Source organism: Variovorax sp. EBFNA2 (assembly GCF_033802765.1).
In the GTDB taxonomy this organism is placed as follows: domain Bacteria; phylum Pseudomonadota; class Gammaproteobacteria; order Burkholderiales; family Burkholderiaceae_C; genus Variovorax; species Variovorax paradoxus_H.
The window spans coordinates 1,576,247-1,589,877 of sequence record NZ_CP138496.1 but is presented as its reverse complement, the minus strand read 5'-3'; the positions used below and the strand labels follow the sequence as shown (position 1 = coordinate 1,589,877).

General features: G+C 68.6%; 17 protein-coding genes. 5 read left to right on the top strand and 12 right to left on the bottom strand.

Annotated elements, in window-relative coordinates; genetic code table 11:
* Nucleotides 1-4: 4 nt before the first annotated feature.
* From RZE79_RS07270 to flgB, 11 genes are all read right to left on the bottom strand, one after another.
* Nucleotides 5-298 (bottom strand): hypothetical protein, encoded by a 294-nt coding sequence (locus tag RZE79_RS07270; RefSeq protein ID WP_319359605.1) that lies wholly within the window; start codon nt 296-298, stop codon nt 5-7.
* A 7-nt stretch (nt 299-305) separates the two neighbouring features.
* Nucleotides 306-1,871: a methyl-accepting chemotaxis protein gene (locus RZE79_RS07265; RefSeq protein ID WP_319359604.1), complete on the bottom strand. Its 1,566-nt coding sequence runs from the start codon at nt 1,869-1,871 to the stop codon at nt 306-308.
* Between the two features lie 75 nt (nt 1,872-1,946).
* Nucleotides 1,947-2,939 carry a flagellar assembly peptidoglycan hydrolase FlgJ gene (gene flgJ, locus RZE79_RS07260; RefSeq protein WP_319359603.1) on the bottom strand — a complete coding sequence of 331 codons (993 nt, stop codon included), beginning with the start codon at nt 2,937-2,939 and terminating at the stop codon, nt 1,947-1,949.
* A 10-nt stretch (nt 2,940-2,949) separates the two neighbouring features.
* Nucleotides 2,950-4,071, bottom strand: a complete 1,122-nt coding sequence (locus tag RZE79_RS07255; protein ID WP_319359602.1) for a flagellar basal body P-ring protein FlgI — start codon at nt 4,069-4,071, stop codon at nt 2,950-2,952.
* Complete coding sequence (locus tag RZE79_RS07250) at nt 4,071-4,766, bottom strand: flagellar basal body L-ring protein FlgH (protein ID WP_319359601.1); 696 nt, start codon at nt 4,764-4,766, stop codon at nt 4,071-4,073. Before RZE79_RS07250 ends, RZE79_RS07255 begins: the two co-directional genes overlap by 1 nt.
* Nucleotides 4,766-5,548 (bottom strand): flagellar basal-body rod protein FlgG, encoded by a 783-nt coding sequence (flgG, locus tag RZE79_RS07245; RefSeq protein ID WP_319359600.1) that lies wholly within the window; start codon nt 5,546-5,548, stop codon nt 4,766-4,768. The genes RZE79_RS07250 and flgG overlap by 1 nt, the downstream gene beginning before the upstream one ends.
* Before the next feature lie 22 nt (nt 5,549-5,570).
* The gene (locus RZE79_RS07240) at nt 5,571-6,317 is read right to left on the bottom strand and encodes a flagellar basal body rod protein FlgF (RefSeq protein ID WP_319359599.1); all 747 of its coding nucleotides are present in this window, start codon (nt 6,315-6,317) and stop codon (nt 5,571-5,573) included.
* Nucleotides 6,318-6,330: 13 nt separating this feature from the next.
* On the bottom strand, nt 6,331-7,545 hold the full coding sequence (gene flgE / locus RZE79_RS07235) for a flagellar hook protein FlgE (protein WP_319359598.1): 1,215 nt from the start codon (nt 7,543-7,545) through the stop codon (nt 6,331-6,333).
* A 73-nt stretch (nt 7,546-7,618) separates the two neighbouring features.
* Nucleotides 7,619-8,305: a flagellar hook assembly protein FlgD gene (locus RZE79_RS07230; RefSeq protein ID WP_319359597.1), complete on the bottom strand. Its 687-nt coding sequence runs from the start codon at nt 8,303-8,305 to the stop codon at nt 7,619-7,621.
* Between the two features lie 40 nt (nt 8,306-8,345).
* Nucleotides 8,346-8,741 (bottom strand): flagellar basal body rod protein FlgC, encoded by a 396-nt coding sequence (gene flgC, locus RZE79_RS07225; protein ID WP_307586288.1) that lies wholly within the window; start codon nt 8,739-8,741, stop codon nt 8,346-8,348.
* The gene (gene flgB / locus RZE79_RS07220) at nt 8,738-9,145 is read right to left on the bottom strand and encodes a flagellar basal body rod protein FlgB (RefSeq protein ID WP_319359596.1); all 408 of its coding nucleotides are present in this window, start codon (nt 9,143-9,145) and stop codon (nt 8,738-8,740) included. The genes flgC and flgB overlap by 4 nt, the downstream gene beginning before the upstream one ends.
* A gap of 220 nt (nt 9,146-9,365) precedes the next feature.
* Here flgB and flgA point away from each other — a divergent pair, with 220 nt between their 5' ends.
* From flgA to RZE79_RS07195, 5 genes are all read left to right on the top strand, one after another.
* Nucleotides 9,366-10,064, top strand: coding sequence for a flagellar basal body P-ring formation chaperone FlgA (gene flgA, locus RZE79_RS07215; protein WP_319359595.1), 699 nt, complete (start codon nt 9,366-9,368; stop codon nt 10,062-10,064).
* A 96-nt stretch (nt 10,065-10,160) separates the two neighbouring features.
* Nucleotides 10,161-10,442 (top strand): flagellar biosynthesis anti-sigma factor FlgM, encoded by a 282-nt coding sequence (flgM, locus tag RZE79_RS07210; RefSeq protein WP_319359594.1) that lies wholly within the window; start codon nt 10,161-10,163, stop codon nt 10,440-10,442.
* Nucleotides 10,439-10,894 carry a flagellar protein FlgN gene (locus RZE79_RS07205; protein ID WP_319359593.1) on the top strand — a complete coding sequence of 152 codons (456 nt, stop codon included), beginning with the start codon at nt 10,439-10,441 and terminating at the stop codon, nt 10,892-10,894. The genes flgM and RZE79_RS07205 overlap by 4 nt, the downstream gene beginning before the upstream one ends.
* An 8-nt stretch (nt 10,895-10,902) precedes the next feature.
* Nucleotides 10,903-11,334, top strand: a complete 432-nt coding sequence (locus RZE79_RS07200; RefSeq protein WP_319359592.1) for a YadA-like family protein — start codon at nt 10,903-10,905, stop codon at nt 11,332-11,334.
* A gap of 120 nt (nt 11,335-11,454) precedes the next feature.
* Nucleotides 11,455-12,300 (top strand): winged helix-turn-helix domain-containing protein, encoded by an 846-nt coding sequence (locus tag RZE79_RS07195; protein ID WP_319359591.1) that lies wholly within the window; start codon nt 11,455-11,457, stop codon nt 12,298-12,300.
* A gap of 339 nt (nt 12,301-12,639) precedes the next feature.
* On the opposite strand, the gene RZE79_RS07190 is transcribed toward RZE79_RS07195, so the two are convergent.
* Nucleotides 12,640-13,539 (bottom strand): LysR family transcriptional regulator, encoded by a 900-nt coding sequence (locus tag RZE79_RS07190; protein WP_319359590.1) that lies wholly within the window; start codon nt 13,537-13,539, stop codon nt 12,640-12,642.
* Nucleotides 13,540-13,631: the final 92 nt, after the last annotated feature.

Sequence of the window (13,631 nt, the reverse complement as noted above, 5' to 3'; positions counted from 1 at the left end):
GTTGTCAGGAGTCTTTTGCGTTGACGTTTTGGAAGATCCGGTCGAGCCGCTCGGCGACCTTCGCGTCCCGGTGGCACGCACCGGCCCTGGCATGTGCCGCGAAACACGCGAGGCCCAGGCCCAGGCCGGTCAGGCAGGCGGCGATCGCCAGCGCCCACACGGCGTGGAGCGCACAGGCGCAGCCGGTGCTGGTGACGACATGGAAGCCGGCAAAGAGCGCCATGCACAGCAGCAGGAGCAATGCGGCCAGGCCGAAGCCGACGCGGTGCAGGGCTTTGGGAGCGACATGCGTAGCCATGGCGCGTTCAGGCCGCAACGGCTTCGTCGGCGTCGAGCTTGAAGGTGCTCACCGCCTCCACGAGGTTGCCGGCCTGCTCCTGCAGCGACTGCGCGGCCGCCGAGGCTTCCTCGACCAGCGCCGCGTTCTGCTGCGTCACCTGGTCCATCTGCGTGATCGCCTGGTTGATCTGCTCGATGCCCGAGGTCTGCTCCTGGCTCGCCGCGGTGATCTCGCCCATGATGTCCGTCACTCGCTTCACGCTGCCCACGATCTCTTCCATCGTGCGGCCGGCTTCGGCGACCTGCTTGCTGCCTTCTTCGACCTTTTCCACCGAGTCGCCGATGAGGGTCTTGATCTCTTTGGCCGCTGCGGCGGAGCGTTGCGCGAGGCTGCGAACTTCGGAGGCAACCACTGCAAAGCCGCGACCTTGCTCACCCGCACGAGCCGCTTCGACCGCCGCATTCAGCGCGAGGATGTTGGTCTGGAATGCGATGCCGTCGATCACGCCGATGATGTCGACGATCTTCTTGGACGAGGCGTTGATCGAGCCCATCGTGTCCACGACCTGCGACACCACAGCACCACCCTTCACCGCCACCTCAGAAGCCGACACCGCCAGTTGATTAGCCTGTCGCGCGTTGTCCGCGTTCTGCTTCACCGTCGAGGTCAGCTCTTCCATCGACGCCGCCGTCTGCTCCAGCGAACTCGCTTGCTCTTCGGTGCGCGACGACAGGTCCTGGTTGCCCGCCGCAATCTGCCGCGACGCCACCGCGATCGAATCGGTCGACGCCTTGATGCGCGTCACGAGGTCGGTGAGCGTGTCTTCCATCTCGCCCATGCCGCGCAGCAGCCGGCCGAAGTCGCCGCCGCGGTCGGTCTCGAATTCCTGACTCAGGTCGCCGGCGGCCACGGTCTCGGCGATCAGCAGTGCCTCGGCGACCGGCTCGGCGATGCTGCGTGTGAGCAGCCATGCGAGCACCGCGCCCAGCGCGAGCGCGGCCGCGGCCAGCGCGACGATGTAGAGCCGGCCCGCGCGGTACTGCGCGTCGATGGCGGCCGCCGTGCTGTCGATGTGCTGCTGCTGGTGCGCCACCATCGCGCGGATGCTCGCGTCGTAGCCGTCGAGCATCGGCAGCAGCTGCGTGTCGGTGCGCGTCGCGGCCTCGTCCTTCCGGCCGTCGGCCTTGAGCTGGAGGATCTGCTTGCGCAGCGCGATGTAGTCGCCGCGCCGCTTCTGGATGTCGGCGCTCAGCGCCAGCTCGGCCGGCGACACCAGCAGCGCCTCGAGCGCCGTCTGCGTCTCGGAGATGGTGGCGCTGGTGGCGGCAATCTGCTTTTGCAGGTGCGCCTGCACCTGCGCATCGTCGCTCTTGAGCAGCGAGAAGGTGCGCACGCTGTTGGTGGCGGTGCCCAGCTGCCAAGCCGTGGCCAGCCGCTCCTTCGACAAGGTGCGCGAGGCCAGGTCGTGCGTGGCCTCGCCCACGCCCTGCAGCCGCAACACGCCGATGCCCGCCACGGCCACCAGCAGCGCCAGCACCAGCGCAAAGCCGGCGCCCAGGCGCATTCCGGTCGTCCAATTCTTGATCGTCATTCGCTTGTCTCCTCTAGGGGCCTCTGGTGTCGTTGTTCTCGGGTCCGGGCAGTCAAGTCGGGCTGTGCGATCGGCTCAGCCGAACTTCTGCATGATGCGAACCAGCTTCTCGCCGTACTTCGGGTCGGTCGCATAGCCCGCGCGCTGCAGGCCGTGCGCGGCCTGCGCCGGGTCGGCGGTGGCCAGCACGTTCGCGTAGCGCGGGTTGCGCGTGATGAAGCGCGCGTAGTCGGTGAAGGCCTCCTCGTACGAGGCGTAGGCGCGGAACTTCGCGCGCACCTTCTGCGGCTCGCCGTCGATGTACTCGGTGGTCGTGGTCTCGACGGTCGCGCCCTTCCAACTCTTGTCGGCCTTGATGCCGAAGAGGTTGAAGCTCCGCGTGCCGTCGTCGGCGCGAATTTCTCGCTTGCCCCAGCCGGATTCGAGCGCGGCCTGCGCCAGGATCAGCGGGGCGGGCACGCCGCTGGCGGCGCTGGCCGCCTGCGCCGAAGCGCCCATGCGGTCCACGAACGCATCGACCTGGCCTTGCAGCGAGGCGTTGGCCGCCGGTGCGGGGCCGCTCTTCACTTGATAGACGCCGAGGTCGGCGGCGGTCGACACGCGCGCGCCCGGCGCCGAACCGACGGGAATGCCGGCGCGCGGGCCGTACGGCAAGCCGCCCGGCGGCTCGAGCGAGATCGGCCGCGTGCCGATGCCGTCGTCGGCTTCAGGCGCCGCCGAAGGCATCTGCCGCCGCAGCTGCGCCAGCATCGCCTCGGCCAGCCCCACGCCGCGCCCCGAGAGGTTCTGCGTGAGCTGCTGGTCGAACATCGACAAATAGACCTTCTGGTCCTGGCTGTCGAGCAGGCCGCTCGAAGGCGTCGCCTCGCGCATGCTCTTGAGCACCATGTTCATGAACAGCGCTTCGAACTGGCGCGAGACCTGCTGCAGGCCTTCCTCGGGCGAGGTGCGCACGGTGCGCCGCAGCGCATCGACACCCTGCACGTCGAGCGCGAAACGCTGGTCGAGCGCGCCGCTGCGGCTGGCCGCGTCGGTGCCGGTCCATGCGGTGTGGGCGGAGATGGTCATGCCGTCGTCCTCAGATGATTTCGAGTTCGGCGCTCAAAGCACCGGCCGACTTCATGGCCTGAAGAATCGACACCAGGTCCTGCGGGTTGGCGCCCAGGCTGTTCAGCCCCTTCACCACGTCGGCGAGCGAGGCACCGCCGCGCACCATCTGGATCGCACCGCCGCCCTGGTTGACGGAAATCTGCGAGGTCTGCGCCACCACCGTGCTGCCGCCCGAGAGCGCGCCCGGCTGGCTGATCACCGGTTCGGTGTTGATGACCACCGACAGGTTGCCGTGCGCCACGGCGCAGTCTTTCACGCGCACCGCCTGGTTCATCACGACCGAGCCCGTGCGCGCATTCACCACCACGCGCGCACCCGCCTGCGTGGGCGTGACTTCGAGCTCCTGCAGCTGCGCGAGAAAGCCCACGCGCCGCTGCGGCTCGGGCGCCTGCACGCGGATCACGCGCGCGTCCATTGCCTCGGCGGTGCCGGCGCCGAACTGGCGGTTGATGGCGTCCATGGCGCGCTGCGCGGTGCCGAAGTCGGAGCGGTTCAGCTCGATGGTGAACGAGCCTTCCGCGCCCACCGGCGCCTCGACCGTGCGCTCCACCAGCGCGCCGGCGGGAATGCGCCCCGAGCTCAGCTGGTTGACCTGCACCCTGCTGCCGTTGGCCGCGGCACCCGCGCCGCCCACCACCATGTTGCCCTGCGCCACGGCATAGGTCGCGCCGTCCACGCCCTTGAGCGGCGTCATCAGCAGCGTGCCGCCGCGCAAGCTCTTGGCATTGCCCATCGACGACACCGTGACGTCGATGTTCTGGCCCGGCCGCGCGAACGACGGCAGCGTGGCCGTCACCATCACGGCCGCCACGTTCTTCAGCTGCATGTTCACGCCCTGCGGGATCGTGATGCCCAGCTGCTGCAGCATGTTGTTCAGGCTCTGTGTGGTGAACGGCGTCTGCATCGTCTGGTCGCCCGTGCCGTCCAGGCCGACCATGAGGCCGTAGCCGATGAGCGGGTTGTCGCGCACGCCCTGGATGCTGGCGAGTTCTTTCAGGCGCTCTGCGTGCGCAGGCGCGATGAACAGGAGCGCGCAGAACGCGGCAATGCGCCAGCGCGTCGAAAAAGATGAAGCCTGGAGGTGTGTCATCAGAACGGCATCACGTTCAGGAAAATTCTTTGCATCCAGCCCATGTGCTGGGCTTCATCGATGTAGCCCTTGGCCGAATACTCGATGCGCGCATCGGCCACCAGCGTCGAAGGCACGGTGTTGTTGCCCGACACGGTGCGCGGGTTCACCACGCCCGAGAAGCGGATGTACTCCGTGCCCTGGTTGATGCCCATCTGCTTCTCGCCGCTCACCAGCAGGTTGCCGTTGCTCATCACGTCGGTCACGGTGACGGTGATCACGCCGTTGAAGGTGTTGTTGGCGTTGGCGCCGCCCTTGGCGTTGAGCGTGTTGGTGCCCGACAGCTTGGTCTCCTGCCCGTCGAGCAGGCCGCCGATGAGCTTCGGAATGGCCGCGAACACGCCGGTCGTATTGCCCGTGCGGCTGGCGTTGGCGCCCGAGTTCTTGGTCGCGTTGACCTTCTCGCTGATGACGATGGTGAGGATGTCGCCGACATTGCGCGGGCGGCGGTCTTCGAACAGCGCGTTGGCGCCGGGGCCGTCCTGGAAGATCGCACCGGGGGCGCGCCGCGCCTGCACGGCCGCGTACTGGTCGGCGCGCGCCGTCATCGGCTGGTGCACCAGCGGCTCGCGCGGCACCTGCGCGCAGCCGGCGGCCAGCGCGGCCACGAGCAGCAGCGCCGCCGCACGGCGAAGAAGACGCTCCCCCGCACGCATCACAACTGGGCCAGGCGCTGCAGCATCTGGTCGGACGTCTGGACCGCCTTGCTGTTGATCTCGTACGAGCGCTGGGTGGCGATCATGTTGACCAGCTCTTCCACCACGTTGACGTTGGAGGCCTCGACATAGCCCTGGCTCAGCGTGCCCGCGCCGTCCACGCCGGGGTTCACCTGGTTGGGTGCGCCCGAGGCGTCGGTCTCGGCATACAGGTTCTCGCCCTGGCTCTGCAGGCCCGTCGGGTTGACGAAGGTCGCCAGCTGCAGCTGGCCGATCTGCACGGTGTTGGTGGCGCCCGCCTGCACCACCGACACGATGCCGTCGCGGCCCACGGTGATGCTGGTGGCGTTGGCCGGAATGGTGATGGCCGGTTGCACCGGGAAGCCGCTGGCCGTGACCAGCTGGCCGTCGCGGTCGGTCTGGAACGAGCCGTCGCGCGTGTACGAGGTGGTGCCGTCGGGCATCAGCACCTGGAAGAAGCCGCTGCCGCTGATGGCCACGTCGGTCGGCTTGTCGGTCTTGGTGAGGTTGCCCTGCGAGTGGATGCGCTCGGTGGCGACCACGTGCACGCCGGTGCCGACCTGCAGGCCCGAGGGCAGGCGCGTCTGATCGGAGCTCTGGCCGCCGACCTGGCGCAGGTTCTGGTAGACCAGGTCTTCGAACACGGCGCGGCTGCGCTTGAAGCCGGTGGTGCCGACGTTGGCCAGGTTGTTCGACACGACGTCGAGCTGCGTCTGCTGCGCGTCCAGGCCGGTCTTGGCGATGTAGAGGGAGCGGATCATTTCGAGAGTTCTTGAGAAGGGTTTAGCCGTAGGCCAGCAGCTTGTTGGCGGTCTGCGCGTTGATGTCGGCGGTCTGCAGCGACTTCATTTGCATCTCGAAGCTGCGCGCGTTGGCGATCATTGCGACCATGGCATCGACCGGCTGCACGTTGCTGCCTTCGATGGCGCCCGAGATGAGCGTCACGGCCTCGTCGGCCTCGGCCGGCGGCAGGTCGGCGCGCATGCGGAACAGGCCGTCGTCGCCGCGCACGAGGTCGGTCGTCGGCGGGTTGACCAGCTTGAGCCGACCCACTTCGGCGATGCCGGTAAGCACGGTCGAGGCTGCGTCGCGCGAACCCACGAGGCCGTTCGACGCAATGCTCACGGCCGAACCCGGCGGCACGGTGAGTGCGCCGTTGTCGCCCACCACGGGGCGCCCGCCCATCGTCGTGAGCTGGCCGTCGGCACCGATCTGCAGATTGCCGACGCGCGTGTAGGCCTCGCCGCCGTCGGCCGCCTGCACCACCAGCCAGCCCTCGCCGCCCACGGCCACGTCGAGTGCGCGGCCGGTCTGCGTGAGCGGACCGTGGGTGAAGTCGGCGCCGGGCGTGGTCGCGGCCACGAAGGCGCGCGTGGGCGCTTCGTCGCCGACCACGGGCACGGCGCGGAAGGTCGCGATCTGCGAGCGGAAGCCCGGCGTCGAGACGTTCGCCATGTTGTTGGCGACGACGGCCTGCTGCTCCATGGCCTGCTTGGCGCCGCTCATGGCGACATACAGCATTCGGTCCACGCGATGCTCCCGGTCAGCGGATGTTCATGAGCGTCTGCATGACCTGGTCCTGCGTCTTCACGGTCTGTGCATTGGCCTGGTAGTTGCGCTGCGCGACGATGAGGTTCACCAGCTCGGAGGTCAGGTCGACGTTGGACGACTCCAGCGCACCCGAGGCCAGCGAGCCGGCCTTGGTGCCTTCGCCCGGCGTGCCGGTGAGCGCATTGCCCGAGGCCTGCGTCTCGGCCCACACGTTGTTGCCCTTGGGCTCCAGGCCGTTCGGGTTGGCGAACGACGACAGCACGACCTGGCCCAGCAGGCGCGTCTGCTCGTTGGAGAACTTGCCGGTGATGGTGCCGTCGGGGTTGATCGAGAACGCGGTGAGCTCGCCCGACTTGTAGCCGTCCTGGCCCAGCTTGCTCATGCCGTTGGCACTGCCGAACTGCGTGGTGCCCGTGAGGTCGACCGAGGTGGTGAGCGGCGAGGCGCCGTTGGTGAAGGTGAGCGGCCCGATGTCGAACCTGCCCGAGGCCGGCGCGGTCATGACGCCCTTGGCATCGAAGGTCACGTTGGACAGCGCGGCGCCGCCGTTCAGCGGTGCGCCGTCGGAGGTGCCGTACACGTTCCAGGTGTTGGCCGCCGTCTTCACGAAGTACACGGCCACGTCGTGCGGATTGCCCAGCGAGTCGTAGATGGGCCCGATCGCGTTCGGGTAGTTGTAGGTGGTGGCGTCGGTGGGGCTGAACGGCGTGCGGGCGGGCACCGTGCTGCGCGCGTCGAGGTTGAACTGCGCGTTGATGTTGGCCGTGGGCTTGGGCGGCATCATGCCGCCCTGCACCTGGATCGGCCCCGGCGTGCCGCCGCTGATGCCGCCGCTGGCGTTGGCGCCGTAGCCGGTGAGCTGCAGGCCCTGCGCGTTGACGATGTAGCCGTCCTTGTCGCGCGTGAACTGGCCGTTGCGCGAGTAGAAGACCTCGCCGCTGGTGCTGGCCAGGCGGAAGAAGCCGTCGCCGTTGAGGATGGCCACGTCGAGCGGGCGCGTGCTCGACTGCGTCACGCCCTGCGTGAAGTTCTGCGTCACGCCCGACACCGAGGCGCCCAGGCCCACGCGCGAGCCGGCGTACACGTCCTGGAACGTGGCGGCGGCCGACTTGTAGCCCACGGTGCCCGAGTTGGCGATGTTGTTGCCGATGACGTCGAGGTTTGCCGCGGCCACGCCGAGTCCGCTGATGCCTTGGGAAAAACTCATGAGAGGGTCCTTGTTCGATGCGAGGAAAAGATGCGCAGCCCACGCGGGCCACGGCGAAAACGGAGACGAAAGCTCAGAGGAACAGGCGCACGTCGCCCAGGCCGATGCTGGCGCCCGAGGCCAGCTCCAGCGTGACGCCGTCGGCGCCCTGCTTCACGGCGGCCACCTGCGAGAAGGTGAGCGCGGTGGCCTTCACCGTCGTGCCGTCGTTGCTGGCATCGACCGTGAAGCGGTAGGCGCCCGGCGGCACGGCCACACCGAGGTCGTCCTTGCCGTCCCAGGTGACGGCGTTGACGCCTTCCTTCATGGCGCCCGCGTCGAGCGTGCGGATCACCTTGCCGGTGCTGTCGACGATCTTGATCTCGACATCGGCGGCGGTGCCCGGCAGCTGCACGGCGAAGGCCTGCGTGGCGGGGTCCTTGCCGTCTTCGGGCTTCTTGGTGGTGAGCACGTCGCCGGGCGACAGCACGTTGTAGCCAATGAGCGAGGTGGCCTGCAGCAGCTGGTTGGCGCCGCCCTGGTTGACGAGGCCGGAGAGCGTGGCGTTGAGCTTCTCGATGCCGCTCACGGTGCTCATCTGCGCGAGCTGCGAGGTGAGTTCGGCGTTCTGCATCGGGTTGAGCGGGTCTTGGTTGTTCAGCTGCGTGACGAGCAGCTTGAGAAAGCGCTGTTCGCTGTCGGCGCTCGATACGTTGTTGTTGCTGTTCGCCGCCGTGGGCGCGTTCAGCCCACTGATGGACGAGGTGTCGGAAAGGGCCATGGGGTCGGGGGTCTTCCTGCGGGAGGTGTGCGTGCGTGGATTACTGGCCGATGGTCAGCGTCTTGACCATCAGCGTCTTGGCCGTGTTGAGCACCTCGACGTTGGCCTGGTAGCTGCGCGAGGCCGAGATCATGTTGGTCATCTCTTCGACCACGTTGACGTTGGGCATCGCCACGTAGCCCTGCGCATTGGCGTGCGGGCTCTTGGGGTCGAACACCAGCTTGGCGGGCGACGGGTCCTCGATGACACCGGCCACCTTGACACCGCCGATGTCGCGCCGACCCGAAGCCGCCACCTCGAACACCACCTGCTTGGCGCGGTAAGGCTGGCCGTCGGGGCCGGCCACGCTCTCGGCGTTGGCGAGGTTGCTCGCGGTCACGTTCATGCGCTGCGATTGCGCGGTCATGGCGGAGCCCGCCACGTCGAAGATGTTCATTGCTGTACCGCCGACAGGAGCGACTTGATCTTGGCGTTGATGAGGGTCAGGTTCGACTCGTAGCGCAGCGCGTTGTCGGCGAAGGCGACGCGCTCGACGTCCATCTCGACGGTGTTGCCGTCGAGGCTGGACTGGTGCGGCACGCGGTACTGCAGGTCGTGGCCGGCCGTGGCCTGCGCCTGGCCTGCGAGGTGGCGTGACGAGGTGAGCGCCATCGACACCGACGACGATGCGCGGCCGCGCTCGACGGCTTCGCTCAGGCGCGCGCCGAAGTCGAAGTCGCGCGCCTTGTAGTTCGGCGTGTCGGCATGGGCGATGTTGGCCGCGAGCACCTCCTGGCGTTCTGCCCGGAGATGGAGCGCTTCGCGGTGGAAGCGAAACGCCGCATCCAGCTTGTCGATCATCTTTGTTCCATCTGTTGAGGCGTCGCCAGTGCACGGGGCGCAGCGACCGATGGAAAGCGAGTCTATGCATGCCGCGCGTTGGCAATCGCCCGAACAAAGGGGGGTTTCGCCTGCTGCTTGCACCTTCGCTTGAGGGGCAAATTCATAAAAATCCAGGGGCGCCGGCTGTGGGTTCCTTGCACCGGCGCCTTCGATTTTTCACCCACTTCTCTCGCCTTCGATGACCCTCTCGCCGCTTCACCGACGCCTGCTGTGCACTGCCTGCGCGATGGGGCTGGCGTGCGCGATGTCGTCCGTTGCGATTGCAAGCGACGCGGCCGAGAAGGCCGTCGAAACCTACCTCCAGGTGCAGAGCGCCGGCCTGCCCGGCAAGGTGACGGTCAGCCTCGAAGGGCGTGGCACGTCGGCACTGCCGCCCTGCGATGCGCCCGAGGTGTTCCTGCCGCCGGGCGTCACGCCCTGGGGCCGCATCTCGGTGGGCGTTCGTTGCCATGCCGAGCGGCCATGGACGCGTTTCGTGCAGGCGCGCGTCGCGGTGACAGGCCGCTACTTGGTGGCCGCGCACGCCATCGACGCGGGCCGCGCGCTGGGCGCCGGCGATGTGGTCGAGCGCACCGGCGACCTCACGCGGCTGCCGCGCTCGGTGGTCACCAGCGCGGCCGAACTGGCCGGGAGGGTGAGCGCCAACCGCGTCGCGCCCGGCGCCCCGATCCGCAAGGAACTGCTGCGCGGCGTCGCCGTGATCCAGCAGGGCCAGGCCGTGAAGGTGGTGGCGCAGGGGCCGGGCTTTGTGGTCAGCACCGAGGGCAAGGCCTTGAGCGGCGCCGCGGTGGGCGCCGTGGTGCAGGCCAAGACGCTGGACGGCCGGGTGATTCGCGGCGTGGCCGACGAGGAAGGACAGGTCCGGCTGGTGCAGTAGCGGCCGCCGCGTTTGCGCAGGCTTCACTTCATGCACGCCCTTCCTAAAGTTCTTGCACCGGCTGCCGATATACGGGTCAGCCCCTGAGGAATCACCTTGAAAATCGATCCCACCGCCCCCTCGGCCACGCCCCCGCATCGCACGGGTGCTCCGACGACGTCCGCCGAGGCCGTGCAGCGCCCCAAGGAAGCGCCCCCCGTTTCCGCGCTCGTCCATGCCATGCCCGCCGCCGTGGGGGGCCGCGATTTCGACGCGGCGCGCGTGGCCGCGATCCGCGAGGACATCCGCGCCGGCCGCTACGAGATCCGCCCCGAGCGCATTGCCGACGGCCTGCTGGCCAGCGTGCGCGAGCTGCTTGCACCGAAGGGTGAGGCATGACGACCTTGCTGACACAGCTGCGTGAGGAAGCCGCCTGCATCGGCGAATTTCTCGTCGCGTTGGGCGAAGAAGCCCAGGCCATGTCGGACAGCGCCTTCGACGCACTGAACACCATCGCCGGCCGCAAGACCGCGCTGCTGGACCGCATGGCCGAGCTCGACCAACAACGCGAATCGCTGCAGGCGGCATTGGGCTTCGCGCCCGGCCGCGCAGGTGCGGACGCCGCCGCTGCAGCGGGCGGTGAACCCACGCGCCAAGCCTGGCGCGAACTGCTGGCGCTGGCCGAAGACGCGCGCAACCGCAACCTGCACAACGGCACGCTCGTGTACGCGCACCTCGACTTCACGCAGCAGGCGCTGCACTTCCTGCAGGCGCGCGCTCAACCTTTCTACGGCCCCGACGGCGTGCGCAAGACGCAGGCCGGCGCGGGCACCCGGTTGGCGGCCGGCTGAGCAGTCTCGTGAACGCGTCCGCACGTTTCGCCGCCCCACGCACAGCGATTTCGTTGGTGCTGCTGTGGCTCGCGTGCGCCGGCGTCCATGCCTTCGAGCTCGCGCCCGCCGTGCGCTCGGACGACGCCATCAACCTCGGGCAGCTGCACCCGGTGCGCACGGCCGTCGGCGAAACGGCGCGCATCGCGTACTCGGGCGCGGCAATGGCCATCGCCATGTCGGCCGCCTACGTGCCGTCGTACCGCCCCGGCGAACAGGCCCTCGGCCTGGCTTTCGGCAACTACCGGGGCTACACGGCCGCGTCGCTGGGCTTCAAGCGCACGTCGGGCGACGGCGACACGGCCTGGGGCATGGCGGTGTCCAGCACGGGCCGGGCGTGGGGCTTCAACGCGGGCATCGGCTGGAAGCTGCCGCGCAGCACCGCCGCCGCCCGCCCCTGACGCCATGCCATTGCCCCGGGACGCCCTTCACCACCTTCGCATGGATGCCACCGACATGAAGACCCTTCCTTCCACGCCAACGTCCCGTCACCCGAAGCTCGCACCTCGAGGAGCCTGCGCATGATGGCCGCGCAGCAGGGCGCGCGCCGCATCGCGATGGTCGGTTGCGACGAAGCGCAAGAAGCCGGCTGGGGCAACCGCCTGCGCCTGATGGGCTGCGACCCCGTGTGCTTCGGCGACAGCACCGACTTTTTGCTGGCCATCACACAGGGCCAGCAGTTCGGCCTGCTGCTGGTCGTGCTGAAGGACGAAGGCGCGTGGCCGATCCTCACGGCGATGTGCCGTGCGCTGCGCATTCCGATCTTCCTGGTGGCGCGCGCCTCGCAGCGCGACCTGCTGGTCGATGTGCTGTCGGCCGCGGGCGGCGAGACGCTGGGCGCGAGCATCGACTTCGCGGTGCTCCCCGTCGACGAGTTCGAGCTGGAGCTGCGCGTGCGCGAATCGCTGCGGCGCAACCGCACGCTGCTGCAACCGCAGGCCACGGCCGCGTGCTTCGGCGATTACCAGTTTCTCGGCGAGCGCCGCGTGGTGGCCTACGGCGGCACCGAGGTTCGCCTGAAGCCGCGCGAGTTCGAACTGGCGCTGCTGCTGTTCCGCAACGCCGGCCGGCTGCTGGAGCGCGACTGGTTGCTGGCCTCGCTGTGGGTGGACGCGCGCATCGAACGCACGAGCCGCACGCTGGACTGCTGCGTGGCCAGCATCCGCCGCAAGCTGTCGCTGCACAAGGGCGGCGAGTTCGTGCTGGTGTCGGTGTATGGGCGGGGCTACGAGCTGCGGCACATGGCGCCGGCGGCGCGTTGCGCGTCGAGAGCCAGTGAAGGCGATGACGCCTCGCTGGTCGACACCGCCGACTTCCCCGATACATCGAACGAGCCGGTGTGGCTCGGCGAAAGCGCGCGGGCATGAGGCCACGCGTTGTTGAGAAAACTGTGACGACCTCCGGCCTCGAGGAACCACCCCGGAGGGCGGGTGCCGAAGCGTCCTCTACCAACGCCAGAAGACCGTCGCCGCCAGTATCGGCCTCGAACCTGAAGCCCGGCTGAAGCCCCGCACAAAACCCCTCTCGCTTCCGCACTCAGCCGCCAGTCAGCGAACGCATGTTCAATGGCCAGCCACACCGTGAGGGGGAGATTCATTGCAAGACACCATGAGATTACTCGCAGAGGCATCGCTGATCCTGGCCCTGGCCGTCGTCCTCGGCGGGTTCGTGCTGGGCCTGCTGGCCGGGCCTCAGGACCCTGACGACTAGGGCTTTTTCACCTGCGCACCCGGCGCCATCGCCGCGAGGAACTGCTGCGCCACGGCCGCGATGATTTCCGCCCGGGGCGCATTGCGCAGCTGCACCAGTGCGAGTTCGCGGCGCTCGGCGGCCTGTGGAATGGGCAGCAGCCGCAGCATCGGGTCGGCGCCCCAGTCACGCTCGGCCAGGTGGGGCAACACGGCGACGCCCAGCCCGTCGCGCACCAGATCGACGATCGCCTCGATCGAGTTCAGCTCCAGAAACTCCTGCGGTTTGGCGCGCAGCCGGCGCAGCGTGCGCTCCACCAGCTCGCCGGTGTGCTCGCCGCGGTCGAAGCGGATGAAGGGATAGCGCTCCACCATGGCGCGCGGGCTGGCCGGGCGCGAGGCGGCCGGCGTGAGCAGCACCATCGGTTCGGCATACAACGGCGTCCAGACGAGCGACGGCCGGTGCAGGGCCGGGTTGTGCACCACCACCGCGGCATCGAGTTCGCGGCTTTCCACCTGCGCGATGAGCGGGTTCGACTTGCCCGAGACCACATGCAGGTCGACCGCCGGATGGCGGCGCTTGAGCTCCAGCGTGGCGCGCACCAGCTGCCCCAACCCCGACACGATGGCGCCGAACTGCACGGTGCCGGCCAGCGGCGCGTCGGCCTGCGTGCCGTGCCGGGCCTGCTCGTACAGCGTGACGATCTGCGTGGCCACCGGCACCAGCGCACGCCCCTGTTCGTTGAGCGTGACCAGCTTGCCGCGCCGCGCGAAGAGCGGGCGCTTGAGGTCGCTTTCGAGGGTGCGCATCTGCAGGCCGACGGCCGCCTGCGTGAGCGCGACACGCTGCGCGGCTGCGGTGAAGGAGCCTTCGGCGGCCACGGCAAGGAAGGTGCGAAGCACGCGCAGGCTGGGCATGGTGGTGAGAAAGTATTTCTTTCAAGTTGACGAAGAAATTATCGCTTTCGCAAAAGTTTTCCCATCATCAGAATCGATGCTTCCGCCCGCGC